This window comes from Burkholderia sp. MSMB1589WGS, assembly GCF_001636105.1.
Classification (GTDB): Bacteria; Pseudomonadota; Gammaproteobacteria; order Burkholderiales; family Burkholderiaceae; genus Burkholderia; species Burkholderia humptydooensis.
Genome location: NZ_LNJT01000007.1, coordinates 2,107,630 through 2,130,171 on the forward strand (window position 1 = coordinate 2,107,630; position 22,542 = coordinate 2,130,171).

The following is a 22,542-nucleotide window of genomic DNA, read 5'->3' on the forward strand; positions in this document are numbered from 1 at the left end:
ACGGTATTATGCTGATTATGCCAAGAAAAGCAACCCCCGCCAGCGTCGATGTCGCTCCTACCGTTGAGCGCATAGAGGCTTTTTGTCGTGCGCGAAAGATATCGGTTCTTGCCCTTGCTAACGAGGCTCAGGTAGGGCAATCATCGTTATGCCGGTTTATGCACGGTGAACGGAAGACGCTTACGGTAACGGCTGAGCGGGTCTTGCGGTATATCGATAGTTGGCATAACGAGCATAATGCGCATAGTCAAGCTATAATGGCATCGGCAAGCATCGACCAGACTGGCCGTGCTTTGCTTGAACAAGCGATCCTGTCACTGTGGGATGGTGAACTGCGCAGCGCGCAGATTCTTGCTCCTCTCATCCAAGCCCTGAAGCCGGTTCTGGACATGGCGGTAACGCGCACCTCGAACGAGGGAAGAGGAGGTTACGCATGAGCAACGTCAGCGCTAAGACAATTTACGACAATCTGAAGGGGTTTGGGCTTACCCGGGCCCAGGTGCGTGCTCTGTTGCCGGTTTGGTGGGCGACCGACGCCGAGAAGAGTCCTGACGGCATCGCAGAGCTCTGCGTGCTGATAAGTCGTAGACTTGGCTTGGATCTGGCCGCCCTGATGGAGGGGCAGGTCCGTCAGCGCGCGTCCGCAGGGTCCGTCGCCTACAAACATCGAGTGGATGTATCGTCGGAGTCGTTGCAGGCGGCGACAGCTATCGCGTCTTCGCTCGCTCGCGCTGTTGTTGCTGCGTTCCCCGTGCCATACAACGCCCAATTTACAGACGCCGCCGGCGTTGCGGCTATGGCGCGTGAGGTCGGGAACGGGCTTGTTGGGCTTTCATCGCTGATCGACGCATGCTGGAACCTTGGGGTTCCCGTCTTACCGTTGCCGAACCTGCCGGTTGGTGTTCGGAAAATGGATGGCGCGGTCATGGTGATTGACGGCCGGCCGGTCATCATCGTATCCAAAAAGAAATCGTCGCGAGCTTGGTTGGCGTTCATCGTGGCGCACGAAATTGGGCACATCGCCTCGGGGCATCTGAAGCGAACCGGATCGATCGTTGACGTCTCGCTGCAGGAACATTCCGAATACGAGGCGGAATCAACCAAGGATATCCAAGAGCAGGAGGCTGACCGCTTCGCGCTGTCAATCTTTGGTGGTGATGACGTCGAGCGTATCGTGTCGGCGTGGCCGAGTTGGGCTTCGGCGGTCGAAATTGCCGTTAAGTCGCGCGAGGCCGCTCGTGATCTCGGTATCGAGAGCGGCCATCTTGTTCTGCGGTACGCCTTCCTGAGCCGTCGGTGGCCAGAGTCGATGGCGGCATTGAGATATCTCAGTGAAGACAGCGACGCCGAGGCGATTATGAAAACTGCGTTGCAGCGAAATCTTGACCTCGACCGTGTTTCAGATGACATGCAGGACCTAGTGTGCCGGATCACTGGCATTGAAGCTTGCTAAGACGTTGAGCGACCGACAAATGCTTTACGTTGACGTGGATGCTCTATGCAAGCTCGCTCACTGGAACGTTCTGCCTTATTTGCCGGAGCTGATTGGGCATCCCTGGGGCGAAATGGCAACGGTCACATCGCTGCGGTATCGGACCCAGCGCTGTATTGAGAAGCCCGATGGTAGGAAATTCCACTCTACTGATGCGGCCGCATCCCTCGCTGCCCATCTGGAGTTAATGGCGCCGATCGGGATGCCCGATCCCGATTTGCTCGCGGAATTGGCGGCCATCCCGCAAATTGACGAAGGCGAAGCTGTCTTGCTTAGCTTGGTTTTGAGTTCGCCGGACTCGAAGATTTTAACCGGCGACAAGAGGGCTCTGCGCGGACTGGCGGAAAATGACGCGTGCCAGAAATTCGCAGGACGAATCATCCTAATTGAGCAGGTGTTGGGTGCATGTCTCTCTCGGAAGGGGCATGCGTGGTTACTCGCCAACGTTTGTCCGTACAAGCATATCGATCGGGCAATTGGTGCGATTTTGGGCAGCCGATGTGATGCGAACATGGACAGCCTCAAGGAAGGTTTTCAGTCTTATATCGGGGAAATCGGTCGACTGTACGACCCAACGATGCTGTTTGCTCTGAGCATGGATCTCCCATAGTCGGTGCGCACTGCCCCGGTGCGGCAGACGAACAGCTTTTTCACAAACTGCCACCATGTTCATTTGACTCGACACCTATCACGCTACCTTGCTGGGATCGTGTGTTCGCACGAAGCCTGCAACGTTGGACGACTGAAAAGCCCAACTACTGGGAACCAGGATCGGGCGACGATGAGTAGGACTAGCCCGAGTACGAACGTCCACTTGTGAATTGCGTATTTCACGCGGATAGCCTTTTCAATATCGTCTAATCGGGATTGCCCCTTTTGAATGATGCCATCGCGTGTGGTGATAAGTTCGTGAACGTCTGCGGGCTCCGGTTGGTCGTCAATCTGTACCTGCTGTATTCCCCGATCGGCGTGTTCTGCTAGTTCTTGACGCTCTTTGCGCAAGCCTTGTAGCTGCGCGCCAGTCTTGAGCGCCACGGGAATCCACTCCATCCTCCAGAGTCCGCATACACCTGAGACCGTGAGCGAAACCCAGCCGAGGATTTCCGAAACGTCAGCCGCACGGTAGGTGCCGAACTTTGCTGTCTGAATAGCGAGACCTAAGATCGTGAAGATCAATGCGAGCAGGTAAAGCTCAAATTTCTCTTGCAGCTCGCGTGAGTGTTCAAGGTCGCTCATTATTGTCGTTCTGTCAGCAAGAGCTGTTAGTGACGTTTGCCATCGCGGATTTCTTCGGCGATCCGCTCTACTATTGCGTTCTTGGCTTTCCAGTCGGCGTCGGCTGCATCGAGTTCTTGTAAGTCGGCGTCCAGTGGTGTGCCGTTGCCGTATGGTGCGAATTGCTTGGTTACAGTCAAGAACGCTCGCTGCCGGCGCTCGAATGAGCGACGTTCATCTTCGATAGCCTGCTGCTCTTCGGCTCGTTGTTCTGCTGCTGTCGCCATGGCTGCCCCTCCCCGATATGGTTTGGTTGTGGAGCACACTATACGGCAAGCATCGGGAATCGCAATCTCAACTGCGAGAGCGCCCGCGGCAGGTAATCAGCGCCGGAAATTTTGGCTCCGCCTCAAGCGCAGATATCCCTTGCAAAAGCGTCGGATTGCGGGCGGGACAAACCACACCCGCGCTCTCATCGTTAACCTAGTTTTTGCAAAAGGCTTTCTGGGCGTAGGTGCGTATACCTCTTTAACATCTGCATGGACTTGTGGCCAGTAAGGCTTGCGACTTCCATCGGATGCAGACCCTTTTCGAAGAAGCGACTTGCCGCTTCATGGCGGAGGTCGTGCCATCGAAGGGTGCTTACCTCTGGATCGTCGAGGCTGGCCTTTTTGAGCGTTCGCTTCCAGATGCAGGTCACTGCGTTAACGCTCGTCCCGAAGACCCGTCCCGCCAGCTTCTCAGGGTTAGCGTTGGCAGGACCGAATCGCGAGCGGTTGGCGCGTGCCTCTGGGCCTTCCGCAATGGCCGCAAGATGGCGAAATACAGCGGTGGCGCGGCGGGACAGCGGCAGAACCGCCGGCACCCCTTTGTTCTCGGCGCCGCGAGCGTCCGACGGGAAGCGAAGAAGGCGACTTTCAAGATCGAGCCATTCCCACCGCACGCTGAATAGTGCGCCTTGTCGCAGACTGGTTTCGATCGCCAGCTCAAAGGCAAGTGCTGCCCAGGGATTGCCGCTGGCCGAGAGAAGCGCGTGCAATTTTTCGAATTCGCCGGGGCGCAGGCGTCGATCCCTCGCCTCGCTGCCGGACGGTTTGCGAATATTCTTCAAAGGGTTCATCAACGCCTCCATGCCCCATTCCTTGCGGGCGATTTCGAAAAGGTGGCTGATGACCTGGAGTTCGAGCCGGATGGTGTTCTCTGCGCGCCCGGCCGCCCGGCGTTCGTCTCGATACTTCGCGAAATCTGCGCCGCGCAAGTTGGCTAGTGTTCGATGCGACAGGTGGTTGTCGATCCAGCGTTGGATGCGTCGATTTTCCTGATAGGGGTGGCGCTTCTCGGGGACGATTTCGCGCCGATACCGTTCCAGCGCCTCACGGAGCGTAGTTCGCTCGGCTTCTGTGCGATCGACGTATGCGCCACTGTCAATCTCCGTCTCCACCTTTCGAGCCCATTGCTGAGCCTGCTGTTTGGTGTCGAACGAACGATAGACGGGCTTGTACCCGCGACGGCGGACTTCGGCGCGCCAGTAGGCGCCTCGCTGGCTGATATAGGCCATTTCCAGACTCCATGCGAAAGATTGAGATCGCTTGGTCTGGATTCTTCCGTTCCGGCAGTTTTCCGGCAAAGGCCAGTTTTTGACGCCTGCACACGCGGGCTATAGACGAAAAAAAAGCACCGCGATCGCTCGCAAGTGCTTGATTTTCTACAGCTAAATTCGGTGGTGGGGCGTGAGTGACTCGAACACTCGACCTACGGATTAAGAGTCCGCTGCTCTACCAACTGAGCTAACGCCCCAACAGAGGAAAAATTATGCCGAAGCTTTCAAGACTTGTCTAGTCTTTTTTGTATTTTTCTCGAAACGCTTCCGTCGGCCGCGCATTGCTGTTCCGGATTCGCACGTTCCGTCGCATCGCGCGCGCTCCCGGTATGATGTCGCCCAAACCCTGTCGCGCGGCGGGCGCGCGGCTCTTTCTGGGCGTACGACAATGGACGAAAACACTGTCCGTGATTTGCTGGATCGGCTCCTTGCCCCGTGGGTCCGCTCCCTTTCCCTCACCCCCGTATCGGTTTCGGACGAGAGCGTCACCCTCCGGCTGCCGTTTTCCGGCGAGCTTCGCCATTCGGGCGGCGTGATCTGCGGGCAAGTGTTCATGGCGGCCGCCGACACCGCGATGGTCGTTGCGATCTCCGCCGCGCTCGGCGAATTCCGGCCGATGACGACCGTCGCCCTCAATACCCACTTCATGCGCCCGGTCCGCAAGGGCGACGTGCTCGTCACCGCCCGCGTGCTGCGGATGGGCCGCAATCTCGTGTTCGGCGAAATCGAGCTGTTCGACGAGGACGGCAAGATGGCCGTTCACGCAACGTCGACGTACGCGCTCGTCTCCTGAGCGCGTACAGCGGCAGGGTGGAACGGGAGCGCATCCGATGTTCGACCAGGTGGTATTCGCGGGCGGCGGCAATCGGTGTTGGTGGCAGGCGGGATTCTGGGACGTCGCGCGGCCCGCACTCGGCCTGCGGCCGCGCGTGATCGCCGGCATCTCGGCGGGCGCGGCGACCGCCTGCATGCTCTACATGCGCGACTCGCGCTGGGTGATGCGCTATTACGAAGAGGCGCTCAGGCACAACCGCCGGAACGTCTACTGGGGCAATCTGCTGCGCGCCGAGCCGGTCTTTCCGCATTACCGGATCTACCGGCAGGCGCTCCTCGATATCTACGGCGAGCCGTTCGCGAAACTCGCCGGCGCGCCGGAGATCCGCATCGGCGTGTCGCATGTGCCGCGCTGGCTCGGCGCGCGCAGCGCGGTCGCGGCGGGGTTCGTCGCGTACAACATCGAGAAGTACGTCCGCAAGACGTTGCATCCGACGCTCGGCCGCTCGCTCGGCTTTCGCCCCGAGTTCATCCGTGCGCAGAATTGCGCGCGCGTCGACGAACTCGCGGATCTCGTTCTCCAGTCGTCGTGCACGCCGCCGTTTACGCCCGTCCTGCGCCGCGACGGCCGACCGGTGCTCGACGGCGGGATGGTCGACAACGTGCCGGTCGGCGCGCTCGATGCGTCGCCCGGGCTCGTGCTCGTGATGGTGACGCGGCGCTACCCGCGCCCGCAGACGTTCGTCGTCGACTGCGACGGGCAGCGGCGGTTCTACGTGCAGCCGTCGAGCAAGGTGCCGATTTCGAGCTGGGACTACACGAGCCCGCATCAGATGCAGCATGCGTACGATCTCGGCCGGCGCGACGGCGAGCGCTTTCTGAGCGTCGTGCCGCAGTGCCTGGAAGACAACGGCGCGGTGCGCTGACGCCGGAAGCGCCGGGGCCTGGCGGGAAGCGGGTGCGGCTGATCGCCGCGGCCGGGCGCTCGGTGCACGATGGCGGGAGGCTGCACGGGCACGGGGCCGCTCGCGCACCGCGCTTCTTGCCGCCGCTCCGCTCAGCGGCGAATCCGCCCCTGGTTGAGCGCTTCGGGATTCGCGACGCTCGACAGATCGCCCGCATCGAACGCGAGGATGTTCTTGAACGCCGCGCTGAAGTAGAGCTCGTAGCTTTCGCGTTCGACGTAGCCGATGTGCGGCGTGCAGATCACGTTTTCCATGCGCAGCAGGCTGTAGCCTTGCAGGATCGGCTCGCTCTCGTAGACGTCGATCGCGACCATTCCCGGCCGGTTGCGCGCAAGCGCGGAAATGAGCGCGTTTTCTTCGAGCAGTTCCGCGCGACTCGTGTTGACGAGGAGCGACGTCGGCTTCATTCGCAGCAGATCGTCGAGCTTGACGATGCCGCGCGTGTCGTCGTGCAGGCGCAGGTGCAGCGACAGCACGTCGGCCTGCTCGAAGAACGCCTCGCGGCTCTCGGCGGTCGCAAAGCCGTCGGCGCGCGCCGCTTCGAGCGAGTGCTCGCGTCCCCAGATCAGCACGTTCATTCCGAACGCCTTGCCGTAGCCGGCGACGAGCCGGCCGATCTTGCCGTAGCCCCAGATGCCGAGCGTCTGCCCGCGCAGCACCTGGCCGAGCCCGAAATTCGGCGGCATCGCCGACGTCTTGAGGCCCGATTGCTGCCATGCGCCCTGCTTCAGATTCGCGACGTACTGCGGGATGCGCCGCTGCGCGGCCATGATGAGCGCCCAGGTCAGTTCGGCGGGGGCGATCGGCGAGCCCGTGCCTTCGAGCACCACGATGCCGCGCTCCGTGCACGCGTCGAGATCGATGTGGGTCGACACGCGGCCTGTCTGGCTGATCATGCGCAGATGCGGAAGCTTGCCGAGCAACTGCGACGTGATGTGGGTGCGCTCGCGAATCAGCACGAGCGCTTCGACTTCGGCCAGGCGGCTCGCGAGCTGCCCGAGGCCGCGCACCGTGTTGTTGAAGATCTTCACTTCATGGTCGGCGAGCATCTCGAAGCAGTTGAGCTTGCGGACGGCGTCCTGGTAGTCGTCGAGGATGGCAATTTTCATGGCGAGTTTCGGGATTCGCGCGGGATGAGCGATGTGAGGTGGTGGCCGTCGCGCGTCGTCGCGCGCCGGGCCGGCCCGGTTTGAGGGCCGTAATGATCCTATGACGGCGCAGCAACAGGTGTATCTCTTTTTAACAGCTTGTTACGCGGTGCGGCAAGCGCCGATGCCCGGGTGCCGATCGCGCTGTTCGGACCCCGCTTGATGCTGGCCTGGCGGCGATTCCGGCGTTTCTCGATTGGGTAATTTGCGCAGGGAGATTGCTCAATTATTTCTTATTTCAGAACAACTGGTCTATCTAGCTAGGTGGGCTGAGCAAATTTGAAGGTTTTTATCGAGATTTCGCCGGAAGTTGAGCAACTCTGCATCTTTTTCGCTGTCGTAGGAAAATTACTCATTTGCTTCATATTTTTGAAGCGGTAACAGCGGTAGGAGTGGAGTATGGATCATTTGCAGTCGATGCGAGTGTTCGTCAAGGTCGCGGATCTCGGCAGTTTCGCCCGGGCGGCAAGCGCGATGGACATCTCGAACGCGGTCGCGACGCGCCACGTCGCCGACCTCGAAGGCCGGCTCGGCACCCGCCTTCTGAATCGCACCACCCGTAGCCTCTCGCTGACCGAATCCGGCCAGGTTTACCTGGAGCGGGCGCGCCAGATCCTCGACGAGCTCGAAGACGTCGAGCAGATGGTCGTCGCGCGCAACCACGAGCCCGTCGGCACGCTGCGGATCGTCGCGCCCGTCGTGTTCGGCCTGCACAACCTTGCGCCCGTGCTGCAGACGTACACGCAGCGCTTCCCGAAGGTCATTCCCGACCTGACCCTCGTTGATCGTCAGGTCGATCTCGTCGAAGAGGGATTCGACGTCGGCATCGTGATCACGCGGCAGATGCGCAGCGCGAGCATCGTCACGCGCCGGCTGACGACGGGCTGCATGGTGGTCTGCGCGACGCCGAGCTATCTGGAGAAGCACGGCATGCCGATGCATCCGGAGCAGCTCGTCGAGCATCCCTGCCTGAGCCTGCCGTCCGAATACTGGGGCGACGAGCGCGTATTCACCGGCCCGGACGGCGAAGTGCGCGTGCGGCCGTCGAACGTCGTCGTCGCGAACAATACCGAGATGCTGCGCCAGTTCGCGATGCTCGGCATGGGCGTCGCGATCCTGCCGAGCTATCTGATCGGCAGCGACATCGCGCGCGGCAAGCTCGTGCGGCTGCTGAGCGATTACCGGCTGCCGCAGGTCGAGATCAACATCGCGTATCCGAGCCGCCGGCACCTGCCGGCGAAGGTGCGCACGTTCATCGACCATCTCGTCGAGCACTTCAGCCAATCGCCGGACACGATGCTCGGCGAGCAGTGGGCCACGCAGGGCGTTGCCGGCCAGCCCATCGACGCGCTGCCTGCCGACGCGCTCGCCGAGCGATCGAGCGCCGATCCGGCGCTGTCGCCGCGTCTGCCGCGCGCGCCGCGGGCGCGCACCGTCGTGCCGTCTCCGCTGTAACGCCGCGCGGCGTCGCGCGCCGAATCTCCTCCGCAAAAAGCAAAAGCGCGGGCTCGTCGAGAGCTCGCGCTTTTGCTTGGACCGAAGCACCGCGGCGCGGGCGCGCCGCCCGGTTGCTCGACATCGCGCGCGCCGCCCGGCGCCAATGCCGGCGCGCCGCATTCGCGGCGCCGGCATTGCGCCGGTTACGAACCCGTCTTGCGCGCCGGCGTCTTGCGCGCAGCCGTCTTGCGCGCAGCCGTCTTGCGAGCGGGCGCCGCCTTCTTTTCGGTCTTGTCGCCGCTGTCGGCCGCTGCATCGTGGGCCGCGGCCGTCGTTTTGGACGCGGTCTTCTTCGCGGCCGCGGGCTTCGGCTCCTTCTTCTCGAACTCGAAGCCGATCTTGCCGTCCGCCTGCTTGACGAGATACGCCTTGAAGTTGCGACCGGTGCGCGACGACTTGAAGTTCGGCAACAGATCGGTGCGGCCGTTCTCGAGGAGCTTCGTCATCTGCTCGCGGGTGATCTCCTGCTGCAGGATCACCTTGCCGGAGCGGAAGTCGCAGGTCTTCGGGCTCGCGACCGCGTGCTCGCAGACATAGCTCATTCCGTGCTCGAACACGCGGCCCTTGCACTTCGGGCACGCGCCTACGGGCGCCTGCGCGGAGAAGTCGGGCGCTTCGCCCTCTTCGCCGCCTTGCTCCTGGCCAAAGTCGAATTCGAGCTTGTAGTTCTTCGTCTCGTCGTCGAACGTGAGCTTGAGGATCGCGGAGAACGGCCGGCCCATCTTGCTGCGGAAGCCCGACAGCGGCCCGATTTCCTTTTTCCGCAACAGTTCCTCGACTTCGGCGATCTCGAATTGCCGGCTACCCGGGATCTTCGAGATCGAGAAGTCGCACTTCGTGCACGCGAAGCGCCGATAGTTCTCCTTCACCTGGCCGCCGCAGTTCGGGCACGGCGTCTCGAGCGTCGCGTAGTCGCCCGGGATCGTGTCGGAGTCGTATTCCTTCGCGCGCTTGACGATCGTCTGCGTCATCCGCGCGATTTCCTGCATGAACGCATCGCGCTGCAGGTTGCCGCGCTCCATCTGCGACAGCTTGTATTCCCACTCGCCCGTCAGCTCGGGGGCGGTCAGCTCCTTCACGCCGAGGCCGCGCAGCAGCGTCATTAGCTGGAACGCCTTCGCGGTCGGAATCAGCTCGCGGCCTTCGCGCACGAGGTACTTCTCGCCGAGCAGGCCTTCGATGATCGCCGCGCGCGTCGCCGGCGTGCCGAGGCCCTTCGCGGCCATCGCTTCGCGCAGCTCGTCGTCTTCGACGAGCTTGCCCGCGCCTTCCATTGCCGACAGCAGCGTGGCTTCCGAATAGCGCGCGGGCGGCTTCGTCGTGAGGCCGTGCGCTGCGACCTTGTCGGTCTTGACCTTCTCGTCCTTCTGAACCGGCACGAGATTCGCGTCGGCGCCCTCGGCGTCCCGGCCGTAGACCTGCAGCCAGCCCGGCTCGACGAGCACCTTGCCTTCCGTCTTGAAGTGATGACCCGCGACTTCGGTGATCCGGGTCGTCACCTTGAATTCGGCGGCCGGGAAGAACACCGCGAGGAAGCGCTTGACGACGAGGTCATAGAGCTTCTGCTCCGGCTCGGACAGCGATTTCGGCGCCTGCAGCGTCGGGATGATCGCAAAGTGGTCGCTGATCTTCGAATTGTCGAAGATCCGCTTGTTCGGCTTCACCCAGTTCTTGTCGAGCACCTGCTTCGCGTGCGGCAGGTAGTTGTTGCTCCCCTTGAGCATTTCGAGCGTCGACTTCACCGTGCCGAGGTAATCCTCCGGCAGCGCGCGCGCGTCGGTACGCGGATAGGTGAGCACCTTGTGCTTTTCGTACAGCGCCTGCGCGAGGCCGAGCGTGTTCTTCGCCGAGAAGCCGAAGCGGCTGTTCGCCTCGCGCTGCAGGCTCGTCAGGTCGTACAGCAGCGGCGAGAGCTGCGTCGACGGCTTCGATTCCTCGGTGACCGTGCCGAGCTGGTCGCGGCACGCGGCGACGATCGTCTCCGCGGCGGGCAGACTCCAGAGGCGCGAGTCGCGTTTTTCGGGGTCGAATTCGTCCTTCTTGAACTTCGGGTCGAACCAGCGGCCTTCGTAGAAGCCGCCCGCGCAGACGAATTCCGCGCGTACTTCCCAGTAGTCGCGCGGCACGAAGCGGCGAATCTTCTCCTCGCGCTCGACGACGATCGACAGCGTCGGCGTCTGCACGCGGCCGACGGTCGTCAGGAAGAAGCCGCCGCCCTTGCTGTTGAACGCGGTCATCGCGCGCGTGCCGTTGATGCCGACGAGCCAGTCGGCCTCCGAGCGGCAACGCGCGGCATCGGCGAGCGGCTGCATGTCCACGTCGGTGCGCAGGTGCGCGAAGCCGTCACGGATCGCGGCGGGCGTCATCGACTGCAGCCACAGGCGCTGGACGGGCTGCTTCGCCTTCGCGTGCTGCGCGATCAGGCGGAAGATCAGTTCGCCCTCGCGTCCCGCGTCGCATGCGTTGATCAGGCGTTCGACGTCCTTGCGCTTGATCAGCCTGGTCAGCACCTTCAGGCGCGACTCGCTTTTCGCGATCGGATTCAGATCGAAATGGGGAGGAATGACAGGCAGATGCGCGAAGCTCCACTTGCCGCGCTTGACCTCGTATTCCTCCGGTGCGGCGATTTCGAGCAGGTGGCCGACCGCCGACGACAGTACGTATTCGTCGCTCTCGTAGTATTCGTCATGCTTGGTAAAGCCGCCCAAAGCACGCGCGATGTCGTTCGCGACAGAAGGCTTTTCCGCAATGATGAGTGCTTTCGACATGACAGTGTGTATTGATGGACCGGGCGAGCCCGATGCGGGCCCTTTTACGACGGCTTTATAGCACACGGCGCCCAAACGGCGGCCGGCGTGAGCAAAAAGCGGGTCATCATAAGTGGGGGCAAGGGCGGCGGCAAGCCTGTCGCACGCCTTCCCGCGTAAACGAGCGGTAAAGCTGCATTCCACGGCCGATATTTCGAGGCCAGACGATTCTAGTCGAACAAATTGCGCAGTTTGGGTGCATGCGGCGCGCCCGACAGCGCCGTCAGGTCGGCCAGCATTCGTTCGACGATTGCGGCGTGCGGCAGCACCGTGCCGAAGAAGCGGACCGAGTTCACGTCCTCGACGAGGAGCGTCGGGAAGTTCTCGACATCGAGATCGTCGAGCCGGTCGGCGTGCGTTTCGACGTCGATCCATGCGAAGCAGGCGCCGGGATGGGCGTCGGCGAGCCGGTCGAACGCGGCGCGGTATTCGCGGCAGGTGCCGCACCACTCGGCGCACAGGCAGGCGACGAGCAGCGTGTCGGGATTCCGGAGGCGCTCGGCGATCCGATCTTCGTCGGTGTCGAGATTCAGCGCGGGCATTGGCGGTTTTCCTTGCATCGTAAGGTGGCGGCGGCTCGAGCGAACGCCCGGGCGCGGCGCCTATGCGCCGGAATGTAGCACGGTGCTCGTCCCGCGCGCTTGAGTGGGCTCAGCCTGCGCGCTGGCGATGCGCATGTAGCGGCCGCCCGGCAGCGCTGCGATGCGGCCGGCGAGCTCTAGCTGCAGCAGCAGCCGGTGCAGCGTGCCGCTCGAAAGCGCCGTGCGCTGCGCGAGCAGCTCGAGCGGCACGGGGCCGTAACCGATCGCGGCGAGCAGCCGGCGCGCGTCGTCGTCCGGATTGACGTCGGCCTCGGCGGCGGCGGGCGCGCCGCGCGTTGCGCCCGCAGGGCGAGCGGGATCGAGGCCGAATTCCTCGAGCACGTCGGCCGCGGTCTCGACGAGCTTCGCGCCGTCGCGAATCAGCGCGTGGCAGCCCTGCGACAGGGGCGCGTGGATCGAGCCGGGAATCGCGAACACGTCGCGTCCCATTTCGTTCGCGAGCCGCGCGGCGATCAGCCGGTTGCGCTGCGGAAAATGGGCGGACCGCGCGGGCGTGCCGAGCGGCCACTCGGAGACGAGCGCGCCGCGCTCGGCGATCTCGTGGGCGAGCGCGTGGTGGCAAGCCGGGTAGACGATGTCCGCGCCTGTGCCGATCACGGCGACGGTGCCGCTTGCGCCGTCGAGCCCGCCGCGATGCGCGGCGCCGTCGATGCCGCGCGCGAGGCCCGACACGATCGCAAGGCCCGCGTCCGACAGCTCGCGCGCGAAGCGCGTCGCGTCGGCGAGCCCCTGCGGCGTTGCTCCGCGGCTGCCGACGATCGCGACGGCCCGCGCATGGAGCAGCGCGACGCGGCCTTTTATATATAGCAGCGGCGGCGGATCGTAGAGCTCGGCGAGCGGCTCCGGATACGCGGGATCGTGCCGGGTCACGAGCGCGTTGCCGGGCTCGTCGAGCCAGGCGAGCGTCGTGTCGACGCGCTGCTCGAAATCGTCTGTGGGCGGCGCGAGCGCCGATCGGGCCGCAGCGTCGCCGACGAGTGCCGCCAGCTCCGCATGCGACGCCGCAAAGAGCGCTTCGGGCGATGCGAACGCGCCGAGGAGTGCGGCACGCGCGGCGGCCGGCACGCCGGACGCGCCCGCAAGCCGCAGCCAGCCGGCGAGCTCGGCACGCGTCAACGATCGCGGCGACATGACGAAATCCTCGAGAAGCGCGGCCTGCGGGCCGCGTGGTGCCGTGATAAAATTTTCATCATCCGAAATAGAACGAATGCCGCGCGCGCAAGCTCACGGCGATTGGCCGGTCGTCGCGACGCGCGGCGGATTCCGCGCGTCGTCGAATCCATCTTGAGGCCGGCGCGCGCGTCGCGGCAGTCGGCCGAACGGCCGATGCGGGCGGGTCGTTCGTCTCTCAACACTGAAATCATGGCTTTGCTGAACATCCTTCATTACCCCGACAAACGGCTGCACAAGGTGGCCAAGCCGGTCGACAAAGTGGACGACCGCATTCGCAAGCTCGTCGCCGACATGGCCGAGACGATGTACGCGGCGCCCGGCATTGGGCTCGCGGCGACGCAGGTCGACGTGCACGAGCGCGTGATCGTGATCGACGTGTCCGAGGAGAAGAACGAGTTGCGCGTCTTCATCAATCCGGAGCTCGTCTGGACGAGCGACGGCAAGCAGGTCTATGAGGAAGGCTGTCTGTCGGTGCCGGGCATCTATGACGAAGTGGAGCGTCCGGACCGCGTGCGCGTGCGCGCGCTCGACGAGAAAGGCGAGACGTTCGAGATCGACTGCGAAGGGCTTCTCGCGGTATGCATCCAGCACGAGATGGATCATCTGATAGGCCGCGTGTTCGTCCAGTATCTGTCGCCGCTCAAGCAGACCCGGATCAAGACGAAGATGAAGAAACTCGAACGCGCAATGTGATGCGCACGGCTGTTCCCGGATTCATTTGCACATGACACATTCACTGCGGGTCATTTTCGCCGGCACGCCGGAATTCGCCGCAGCGGCGCTCGCCGCGATTCATGAGGCCGGCTTCCCGGTGCCGCTCGTGCTGACGCAGCCCGATCGTCCCGCCGGGCGCGGGATGAAGCTGCAGGCGAGCGCCGTGAAGCGCTATGCGCTCGAGCACGGCATCGCGCTCGCGCAGCCGCCGTCGCTGCGCCGCGCGGGCAAGTATCCGGCCGAAGCTGCCGCCGCGCTCGATCTGTTGCACGCGACGCCGCACGACGTGATGGTCGTCGCCGCATATGGCCTGCTTCTGCCGCAGGAAGTGCTCGGCCTGCCGCGGCACGGCTGCATCAATATCCATGCGTCGCTGCTGCCGCGCTGGCGCGGCGCCGCGCCGATCCATCGCGCGATCGAGGCGGGCGACGCCGAGACCGGCGTCACGCTGATGCAGATGGATGCCGGGCTCGACACGGGCGCGATGCTGCACGATGCGCGCATCGCGATTGCGCCCGACGATACGACGGCGACGCTGCACGACAAGCTCGCGGCCGCGGGCGCGCGCCTCATCGTCGACGCGCTCGCCGAGCTTGAGCGTGCGGGTTCACTCGCCGCGACGCCGCAGCCCGCCGACGGCGTCACCTATGCCGAGAAGATCGGCAAGCACGAGGCGGCGCTCGACTGGCGCAAGCCGGCCGAGGTGCTCGCGCGGCAGGTGCGCGCGTTCGACCCGTTTCCGGGCGGCGCGGGCACGCTCGACGGCGCGACGCTCAAGCTGTGGGCGGCCGACGCGGTGCCGGCGCGCGGCGACGCGGCGCCCGGCACGATCGTCGATGCCGGCCCGGACGGCATCGTGATCGCCTGCGGCGAAGGCGCGCTGCGCGTCACGCAATTGCAGAAGCCGGGCGGCAAGCGCCTGCCGGCGCGCGAGTTTCTCGCGGGGGCGCCGCTTGCGGCCGGCCAGCGCTTCGCGCCGCCTGACGCCGCGTAATTTTCGTCGCCTGCAAACAGTTCATCGGAATCGCGCGCGCTGCGCAATCGGCCGAACGGCCGGGTCGCGGCGCGCAGGGCGCGCGCGTAGAATTCTCTGACATCAGCATCGAGGGATCGGCATGTTCGGCATCACCCATCTTGGCTTGTTCGTCGCGGCGGTTTTCCTGTTGAACATCACGCCGGGGCCCGACACCGCGTACATCGTCGGCCGCAGCGTCGCGCAGGGGCGCGGCGCGGGCCTCATGTCCGCGCTCGGCATCTCTGCCGGCTGCTGCGTGCACGTGCTCGCGTGCGCGTTCGGCCTGACGGCGGTGCTCGCCGCGTCGGCAACTGCGTTCACGGTCATCAAGATCGTCGGCGCGGCCTATCTCGTCTACCTGGGCGTGCGTCTCATCTTCGCGAAGCAGGAGCAGGCGGCCGAGCAGCCCGCACGGCGCGGCGCGGACAAATCGCTGCGCCAGTTGTTCACGCAAGGGTTCCTGACCAACGTGCTGAACCCGAAGGTGGTGCTGTTCTTCGTGTCGTTCTTCCCGCAGTTCGTGTCGGCGGACAGCAATCACAAGGTGCTCGCGTTCCTGACGCTCGGCGCGGTGTTTCTCGCGATGAGCACCGTGTGGTCGTGCATCGTGGCGTGGGTCGCGGGCACGGTCACGCAACGCTTTTCCGGCAAGCCCCGTGTGAAGAAATGGCTCGACCGCGGCGTCGGCGGCGCGTTCGTCGGTCTCGGCGTCAAGCTCGCGACATCGACGCGCTGAGGATTGAATTTTCTCGAAACGCTCTTATCTAACAGATCGCTTACAATTATGCGCTGCCGCCGATATGCGTGCGGTGCGATCCCCGCAGACGGATAAGGAGTGGGAAACATGTTCAATTGGGTCAAAACGGCGATGCTGATGGCCGCGATCACGGCCCTGTTCATCGTGATAGGCGGCATGATCGGCGGATCGCGCGGAATGACGATCGCGCTGCTGATCGCGCTCGGTATGAATTTCTTCTCGTACTGGTTCTCGGACAAGATGGTGCTGCGCATGTACAACGCGCAGGAGGTCGACGAGGCCACGGCGCCGCAGTTCTATCGGATGGTGCGCGAACTCGCGACGCGCGCGAATCTGCCGATGCCGCGCGTCTACCTGATCGACGAGAATCAGCCGAACGCGTTCGCGACCGGCCGCAATCCCGAGCACGCGGCCGTCGCCGCGACGACGGGCATCCTGCGCGTGCTGTCCGAGCGCGAGATGCGGGGCGTGATGGCGCACGAACTCGCGCACGTGAAGCATCGCGACATCCTGATCTCGACGATTTCCGCGACGATGGCGGGCGCGATCTCGGCGCTCGCGAACTTCGCGATGTTCTTCGGCGGGCGCGACGAGAACGGCCGTCCCACCAATCCGATCGCTGGCATCGCGGTCGCGCTGCTTGCGCCGATCGCGGGCGCGCTGATCCAGATGGCGATCTCGCGCGCGCGCGAGTTCGAGGCGGACCGCGGCGGCGCGCAGATCTCGGGCGATCCGCAGGCGCTTGCTGCCGCGCTCGACAAAATCCACCGCTATGCGTCGGGCATTCCGTTCCAGACGGCCGAGGAGCATCCGGCCACCGCGCAGATGATGATCATGAATCCGCTGTCGGGCGGCGGGCTGCAGAATCTGTTCTCGACGCATCCGGCCACCGAGGAGCGGATCGCGCGGCTGATGGAAATGGCGCGCACCGGCCGCTTCGACTGACGAGCGTAGCAACGTCGACGCGCTCGTGAGAGGGCGCTATATCGGTAGCCGGTCTTGACATGCTTCGGCGCATCCGGCGATCGCCCGAACCCCGCATGCATCGCGCTGCGAGGTTCGGCGTTTTGGGCGGCCGCTCGTTCGGTTGATCGGGGTGGCGAAACGCGGCTTGGGCGGCGGCGGATCGTGCCGAAACTGCGCCGAAGCGCCGAAGCGCCGAACGTACCGAGCGCGCATGGCACATCGCGCACCCAGCCACCCGAAACCCGATCCCCGCCGCGCTACAATACCCCGCTTACAGCCGACCGGCCGCGGGCCGGCCACCACGGCACACCCCTACCACCGCCCGGCGCGACCGCGTGCCGCAGGCACTGCTGATCCGATGACCCAGACTCGCCCTTCCCGTTCCCGCGCATCCGGCGCGCCCGCTCGCGCGCCGCGCCTGTCGGCGCTGCATCTCGTCCCCGATTCGCTCGGCTTCGCGCTCGACGGCGCCGCGCAAGCGGTCGACGCAGTCAATCGCGGCGCGGCGCTGCCCGCTGCGCTTGCGGCCGTCCACGCATCGATGTCTTCGAACGCACAGGCGGCGGCGCGCGGCGCGATCCAGGACATCGCGTATCGCGCGATGCGCCTTCGCGGCACGGCCGACTGGCTGATCGCGCAACTCGTCGCGAAGGCGCCGCCGGCGCACGTGCATGCGCTCCTCGTCTGCGCGTTCGCGCTCCTCGTCGACGACGGCGAGCACGCCGCCTACACGCCCTTCACCGTCGTCGATCAGGCGGTGACCGCGATCGGCGCGCGCCGCGAGTGCTCGTTTGCGAAGGGGCTTGTCAACGCGGTGCTGCGCCGGTTCCTGCGCGAGCGGGCCGCGTGGCTCGAGCGGCTGCAGTCCGATCGGCGCGCGCGCTGGAACTACGAGCCGTGGTGGATCGACGCTGTCGAGCGCGCGTGGCCCGATGCATGGCAGCGCATTCTTGCCTCGGGCGACACCCCCGGCCCGCTCACGCTGCGCGTGAACGCGCGCCGCATGACGGCCCAAGCGTATCTCAACGTGTTGCGCGCCGAGCGGATCGACGCCGAGAAGATTGGCCGTCACGCGATACGGCTCGCATCGGCGCTGCCCGTCGAGCGCATTCCGGGTTTCGCGGACGGCCTTGTGTCGGTGCAGGACGCGGGCGCGCAGCTCGCGGCCGAATGGCTCGGCGTGCGCGACGGCATGCGCGTGCTCGACGCGTGCGCGGCGCCCGGCGGCAAGACGGGCCACATTCTCGAACTCGCGCACGCCGAAGTCGTCGCGCTCGAAAGCGATCCGGCGCGCGCGCCGCGCATCGGCGAGAACCTCGCGCGGCTGTCGCTCGCGGCCGACGTGCGCGTCGGCGACGCAGGAGACCCCGCGCAATGGCACGACGGGCGTCCGTTCGACCGGGTCCTCGCCGACGTGCCGTGCTCCGCGTCGGGCATCGTGCGCCGTCATCCGGACATCCGCTGGCTGCGCCGCGCGGCCGACATTCCCGCGCTCGTCGCCGAGCAGCGCCGCATTCTGAGCGCGCTCTGGCCGCTCGTGAAACCCGGCGGCGAGCTGCTGTACGCGACCTGCTCGATCTTTCCGGACGAGGGCGAACTGCAGGCGCGCTGGTTTGGAGACGCCTGTCAAGATGCGGTACGATTGGACGCGCCCGGGCAGTTGCTGCCGCAGGGCGCGACAGGCGGGGCGCCGGCCGTCGGGGGATCGGGCGAGCCCGGCCGGCATGTCGATCACGACGGATTTTTCTACGCGCGCTTTCAGAAACGGTGACGATCAAACGCTTCTTTCCACTCCGGCTCGCGGCCGTGCTATGGGTCGCGCTGACGCTGTGTCTCGCTGCCGTTCCTTCCGCGCACGCCGATACGATCGCCGTGCAGCGCGCGTCGCTGCAGTCGGACGGCGGCGGCTGGAGTCTCGACGCGCGTTTCGATTTCGAGCTCAACAGCAGCCTCGAGGATGCGGTGAACAAAGGCGTGCCGCTCTACTTCACGACCGATTTCGAGCTGAGCCGCGCGCGCTGGTATTGGTTCGACGAGCAGCCGGTGTCGGTGTCGCAGACGATCCGCCTGTCGTTCCAGCCGCTCACGCGCGAATACCGGGTATCGACGGGCGGCCTGCAGCTCGGCTTTCCGTCGCTGAAGGAGGCGCTCGCGGTGGTCAAGCACGTGACGTCCTGGCACGTGATTGACAAGGGCCAGGTGCGCTCGGGCGAGACGTATACGGCGTCGGTGCGCATGCAGCTCGATACCGCGCTGATGCCGAAGCCGTTCCAGGTGGACGCGGTGAACAACCGCGACTGGAATCTCGTTTCCGACTGGAAGCGTTTCATTTTCACGGTGGCCGAGCGTGCTAAGTAAAATGCGCGTCCGCCGCGCAACGAGCGGAAAGAGTTTTCTGATACGCGTGATCGTGTCGACTGTCGCGATCACGGCGCTTCTGCTGCTCGTGCTGCTCGCGGCCGCGAGCGCGAACACCGAGTTCTTCGATCGCTACTACTCGTGGCTCTACTCGGCGAACATCATCGTCGCGCTCGTGTTCCTGCTCGTCGTGCTCGGGCTCGTCGGGATGATCGTCGCGCGGCTGAGGAAGGGCAAGTTCGGCACGCGGCTGCTCGCGAAGCTCGCGGTGTTCTTCACGCTCGTCGGCGTCGTGCCGGGCGGGATCATCTATATCGTGTCGTATCAGTTCGTATCGCGCAGCATCGAATCGTGGTTCGACGTGAACGTCGAGACGGCGCTCACCGCGGGCCTCAATCTCGGGCGCGGGATGCTCGACACGTCGCTCGCCGACTTGCAGACGAAGGCGCGCCTGATGTCCGAGCAGCTCGCGAGCGCCGACACCAACACGAACGGCACGACGCTCACGCTGCTGCGGCTGCGCGACCAGTTCGGCGTGCAGGACGCGACAATCGTCGAGCCGGGCCGCGGCACGGGCGCGTCGCCCGACGTGCACATCATCGCGCAGGCATCGGGCAACTTCGCCGCGCTGATTCCGGACGACATGCCGACGCCGCTGATGCTGAGCCAGGCGCGCGAGCACGGCGCATTCGCGGCGATCGAGGGCGAGGTCGACGGCGATCCGCGCGCGCGCGGATCGAAGGGCGCGCTGCGCCTGCGCGTCGTGCAGCGCATTCCCGATTCGTCGACGCTGCTGTTGCAGCCCGCCGAGCGTTTCCTGCAGCTCACGCAGCCGGTGTCGCCGACGCTCGCGCGCAACGCGGACGCCGTGCAGCGCGCGTATCGCGAATATCAGGAGAAGGCGCTCGGCCGCAGCGGGCTGCGCAAGATGTACATCGGCACGCTCACGCTCGCGCTCTTTCTCGCGACGTTCATCGCGATGATGATCGCGCTCGCGCTCGGCAACCAGCTCGCGCGGCCGCTCTTCCTGCTCGCGCAGGGCACGAAGGAAGTCGCGGAGGGCGACTATACGCCGAAGCGCGAGATCAAGACGCGCGACGAGCTCGGCTTCCTCACGCAGTCGTTCAACGCGATGACGCGGCAGTTGTCGGAGGCGCGCCTCGCGGTCGAGAAGAACCGCGTCGCGCTCGAGCATTCGAAGACGTATCTCGAGAGCATTCTCGCGAACCTGACGGCAGGCGTGTTCGTGCTCGACCGCCAGTTTCGCCTGACGACCGCGAATCGCGGCGCCGAGCGGATCTTCCGCCAGCCGTTCAATTCGCTGATCGGCACGACGCTCGATCAGATCGGCGTCGTCGCGGAATTCGGCGCGATGGTGAGAAAGGCGTTCGCCGATCGCGAGGCGGCGGGCCAGGGCAGCGGCGAGGATCGCGGCCACTGGCAGCAGCAGTTCGCGGTCGAGGTGCCGGGCGAGGCCGATCCGCTGACGCTGCTCGTGCGCGGCACGCGGCTCGTGTCGACGGCGGCGGCGCCCGGCCAGCCCGACGATCCGCAGACGTCCGGCTACGTCGTCGTGTTCGACGACATTTCCGACGTGATCTCCGCGCAGCGTTCGGTCGCGTGGGGCGAAGTCGCGCGGCGGCTCGCGCACGAGATCAAGAATCCGCTCACGCCGATCCAGTTGTCGGCCGAGCGCCTGCAGATGAAGCTCTCCGACAAGCTCGCGCCGACCGACGCCGACGTGCTCAAGCGCGGCGCGACGACGATCGTCAATCAGGTGGCCGCGATGAAGCGCATGGTCGACGATTTCCGCGATTACGCGCGCACGCCGCCCGCGGTGCTCGTCAACCTGCAACTGAACGATCTGGTGAGCGAAGTGCTGACGCTTTACGGCGTCGGCGAGGGCAAGAGCACGATCGTCGTCGAGCAGGCGCCGCTTCCGGTGATCCGCGGCGACGCGACGCAACTGCGTCAGGTGATCCACAATCTGCTGCAGAACGCGCAGGATTCGGTCGCCGACGTCGAGCATCCCCGTGTGTTGCTCGAAACCAAGACAGTAGAATATGGCGATCCCGACGCGGACGGCAAAACGCGCGTCGCGGTTCGGCTGACCGTTTCGGACAACGGTCCGGGTTTTCCGGCGCGCATCCTGACGCGCGCGTTCGAGCCTTACGTGACGACGAAGGCGAAAGGGACGGGGCTCGGCCTCGCGACCGTGAAGAAGATCGTCGACGAGCATGGTGCGCGGATCGATCTGCGCAATCGCATGCACGGCGACGTCGTGGAAGGCGCGCAGGTCTCGATCCTGTTCCTGCAACTCGCGGACGATGCGGCGGGCGCCGGGGGCGGCACGAACGGCGGCACGGCACCCGCCAAGACAAGAGCAACTGTGCAGACAAAGGCAGCGTAAATGGCAACCATCCTGGTGGTAGATGATGAAATGGGCATCCGGGAATTGCTCTCGGAGATCCTCAGCGACGAAGGGCACGTCGTCGACGTCGCGGAGAACGCGCAGGCCGCGCGCGACTACCGGCTGCGGCATGCGCCCGATCTCGTGCTGCTCGACATCTGGATGCCCGATACCGACGGCGTCACGTTGCTGAAGGAATGGGCGAGCCAAGGACAACTGACGATGCCCGTCATCATGATGTCGGGGCACGCGACGATCGACACGGCCGTCGAGGCGACGAAGATCGGCGCGCTCGATTTTCTCGAGAAGCCGATCACGCTGCAGAAGCTGCTGAAGTCGGTCGAGCACGGACTCGCGCGCGGCGCGGCGCCGGTGCCGGCGAGCACGGCGGCGAAGCCGGCGGCGGGGCTGTCGTCGGTCGCGTCGGCGGCCGTGCTGCCGACGTTCGGCGACGATCCGTCCGCGGCGCTTGGGGGCCAGACGACGGCCGCGATCCCGTTCGACATTCCGCTGCGCGAGGCGCGCGACGCGTTCGAGCGGGCGTACTTCGAATATCACCTCGCGCGCGAGAACGGCAGCATGACGCGCGTCGCGGAGAAGACGGGCCTCGAGCGCACGCACCTGTACCGCAAGCTCAAGCAGCTCGGCGTCGAACTCGGCAAGAAGCCGGCCGAAGGCGCGGCATAAATTTTTTGCACAAAGGGCTTGATCGGTGTTTTGTGCACTGCTATAATTTTTTTCTTCGTGGCCCGGTAGCTCAGTTGGTAGAGCAGCGGATTGAAAATCCGCGTGTCGGTGGTTCGATTCCGCCCCAGGCCACCAGATTTGACAAGGGTTCCGAGCAATCGGAACCCTTTTCTATTTCTGGCGGTGTGCCAGATTTGTGCCGCAGTGTGCCGATGTTGTCCGCGTAGGCCGCCACGTGGTCCCGCCCGAGGTGCGCGTAGCGCAGCACCATCTGATAGCTGGCCCATCCTCCGAGCTGCTGAAGGATTGGCAGAGGCGTGCCGGCCTGAACGTGCCAGCTCGCCCACGTGTGCCGCAGATCA

The 22,542-nt window shown here is 65.0% G+C and carries 21 protein-coding genes and 2 tRNA genes; 15 read left to right on the forward strand and 8 right to left on the reverse strand.

The features are described 5' to 3' along the window. The first annotated feature begins 8 nt into the window (after positions 1-8). From WT16_RS33775 to WT16_RS17630, 3 genes are read left to right on the forward strand one after another with little or no spacing between them, the layout of a single operon-like run. Positions 9-437: a hypothetical protein gene (locus WT16_RS33775; protein WP_156521456.1), complete on the forward strand. Its 429-nt coding sequence runs from the start codon at positions 9-11 to the stop codon at positions 435-437. Further along, on the forward strand, positions 434-1,453 hold the full coding sequence (locus WT16_RS17625; RefSeq protein ID WP_063533792.1) for an ImmA/IrrE family metallo-endopeptidase: 1,020 nt from the start codon (positions 434-436) through the stop codon (positions 1,451-1,453). The genes WT16_RS33775 and WT16_RS17625 overlap by 4 nt, the downstream gene beginning before the upstream one ends. Further along, positions 1,440-2,102, forward strand: a complete 663-nt coding sequence (locus tag WT16_RS17630) for a hypothetical protein (protein WP_156521457.1) — start codon at positions 1,440-1,442, stop codon at positions 2,100-2,102. The genes WT16_RS17625 and WT16_RS17630 overlap by 14 nt, the downstream gene beginning before the upstream one ends. Positions 2,103-2,185: 83 nt before the next feature. Here the strand turns inward: WT16_RS17630 and WT16_RS17635 are convergent, their stop codons facing one another. The 4 genes from WT16_RS17635 to WT16_RS17645 all read right to left on the reverse strand — a co-directional run bounded on the left by WT16_RS17635 (position 2,186) and on the right by WT16_RS17645 (position 4,504). Next, positions 2,186-2,728 carry a hypothetical protein gene (locus WT16_RS17635; protein WP_038723731.1) on the reverse strand — a complete coding sequence of 181 codons (543 nt, stop codon included), beginning with the start codon at positions 2,726-2,728 and terminating at the stop codon, positions 2,186-2,188. Positions 2,729-2,754: 26 nt separating this feature from the next. Next, a complete protein-coding gene (locus WT16_RS33780; protein WP_128972480.1) occupies positions 2,755-2,994 on the reverse strand; it encodes a hypothetical protein in 240 nt (79 codons plus the stop codon). Between the two features lie 191 nt (positions 2,995-3,185). Further along, a complete protein-coding gene (locus WT16_RS17640) occupies positions 3,186-4,265 on the reverse strand; it encodes a site-specific integrase (protein WP_038723730.1) in 1,080 nt (359 codons plus the stop codon). Positions 4,266-4,428: 163 nt separating this feature from the next. Beyond that, positions 4,429-4,504, reverse strand: a tRNA-Lys gene (locus WT16_RS17645). A 191-nt stretch (positions 4,505-4,695) separates the two neighbouring features. Between WT16_RS17645 and WT16_RS17650 the strand changes: the two genes are divergently transcribed. Both WT16_RS17650 and WT16_RS17655 read left to right on the forward strand, forming a co-directional pair. Further along, the gene (locus WT16_RS17650; protein WP_009910940.1) at positions 4,696-5,100 is read left to right on the forward strand and encodes a PaaI family thioesterase; all 405 of its coding nucleotides are present in this window, start codon (positions 4,696-4,698) and stop codon (positions 5,098-5,100) included. Positions 5,101-5,137: 37 nt separating this feature from the next. After that, positions 5,138-6,007, forward strand: coding sequence for a patatin-like phospholipase family protein (locus WT16_RS17655; RefSeq protein ID WP_063533794.1), 870 nt, complete (start codon positions 5,138-5,140; stop codon positions 6,005-6,007). Positions 6,008-6,138: 131 nt separating this feature from the next. On the opposite strand, the gene WT16_RS17660 is transcribed toward WT16_RS17655, so the two are convergent. Then, on the reverse strand, positions 6,139-7,155 hold the full coding sequence (locus WT16_RS17660; RefSeq protein WP_006024091.1) for a D-2-hydroxyacid dehydrogenase family protein: 1,017 nt from the start codon (positions 7,153-7,155) through the stop codon (positions 6,139-6,141). Positions 7,156-7,593: 438 nt separating this feature from the next. Between WT16_RS17660 and WT16_RS17665 the strand changes: the two genes are divergently transcribed. Continuing rightward, positions 7,594-8,649, forward strand: a complete 1,056-nt coding sequence (locus WT16_RS17665; protein WP_009910941.1) for a LysR family transcriptional regulator — start codon at positions 7,594-7,596, stop codon at positions 8,647-8,649. Between the two features lie 185 nt (positions 8,650-8,834). Here WT16_RS17665 and WT16_RS17670 read toward each other — a convergent pair whose 3' ends face one another. The 3 genes from WT16_RS17670 to WT16_RS17680 form a co-directional block, all read right to left on the reverse strand. Continuing rightward, a complete protein-coding gene (locus WT16_RS17670; protein WP_063533795.1) occupies positions 8,835-11,459 on the reverse strand; it encodes a DNA topoisomerase III in 2,625 nt (874 codons plus the stop codon). 209 nt (positions 11,460-11,668) lie between these two features. Then, entirely contained in the window at positions 11,669-12,040 is a 372-nt protein-coding gene (locus WT16_RS17675) for a thioredoxin family protein (RefSeq protein ID WP_006024094.1), read from the reverse strand. 60 nt (positions 12,041-12,100) lie between these two features. Then, positions 12,101-13,231 carry a DNA-processing protein DprA gene (locus tag WT16_RS17680; RefSeq protein ID WP_063533796.1) on the reverse strand — a complete coding sequence of 377 codons (1,131 nt, stop codon included), beginning with the start codon at positions 13,229-13,231 and terminating at the stop codon, positions 12,101-12,103. A gap of 231 nt (positions 13,232-13,462) precedes the next feature. Here WT16_RS17680 and def point away from each other — a divergent pair, with 231 nt between their 5' ends. The 9 genes from def (at position 13,463) to WT16_RS17725 (ending at position 22,315) form a co-directional block, all read left to right on the forward strand. Further along, the gene (def, locus tag WT16_RS17685) at positions 13,463-13,966 is read left to right on the forward strand and encodes a peptide deformylase (protein WP_015602344.1); all 504 of its coding nucleotides are present in this window, start codon (positions 13,463-13,465) and stop codon (positions 13,964-13,966) included. 31 nt (positions 13,967-13,997) lie between these two features. Next, on the forward strand, positions 13,998-14,981 hold the full coding sequence (gene fmt, locus WT16_RS17690; protein WP_006024097.1) for a methionyl-tRNA formyltransferase: 984 nt from the start codon (positions 13,998-14,000) through the stop codon (positions 14,979-14,981). Positions 14,982-15,102: 121 nt separating this feature from the next. Beyond that, positions 15,103-15,738: a LysE family translocator gene (locus WT16_RS17695; RefSeq protein ID WP_063533797.1), complete on the forward strand. Its 636-nt coding sequence runs from the start codon at positions 15,103-15,105 to the stop codon at positions 15,736-15,738. 108 nt (positions 15,739-15,846) lie between these two features. Beyond that, complete coding sequence (htpX, locus tag WT16_RS17700) at positions 15,847-16,704, forward strand: zinc metalloprotease HtpX (protein WP_006024099.1); 858 nt, start codon at positions 15,847-15,849, stop codon at positions 16,702-16,704. A 379-nt stretch (positions 16,705-17,083) separates the two neighbouring features. Then, the gene (gene rsmB, locus WT16_RS17705; RefSeq protein WP_063533798.1) at positions 17,084-18,496 is read left to right on the forward strand and encodes a 16S rRNA (cytosine(967)-C(5))-methyltransferase RsmB; all 1,413 of its coding nucleotides are present in this window, start codon (positions 17,084-17,086) and stop codon (positions 18,494-18,496) included. Continuing rightward, positions 18,493-19,083, forward strand: a complete 591-nt coding sequence (locus WT16_RS17710; protein ID WP_009910945.1) for a DUF4390 domain-containing protein — start codon at positions 18,493-18,495, stop codon at positions 19,081-19,083. Before rsmB ends, WT16_RS17710 begins: the two co-directional genes overlap by 4 nt. Before the next feature lies 1 nt (position 19,084). After that, entirely contained in the window at positions 19,085-21,493 is a 2,409-nt protein-coding gene (gene esaS, locus WT16_RS17715) for a sensor histidine kinase EsaS (protein WP_015600104.1), read from the forward strand. Next, positions 21,494-22,180: a response regulator transcription factor EsaR gene (esaR, locus tag WT16_RS17720; RefSeq protein WP_063533799.1), complete on the forward strand. Its 687-nt coding sequence runs from the start codon at positions 21,494-21,496 to the stop codon at positions 22,178-22,180. A gap of 59 nt (positions 22,181-22,239) precedes the next feature. Further along, a tRNA-Phe gene (locus WT16_RS17725) sits at positions 22,240-22,315 on the forward strand. The last annotated feature ends 227 nt before the right edge of the window (positions 22,316-22,542 follow it).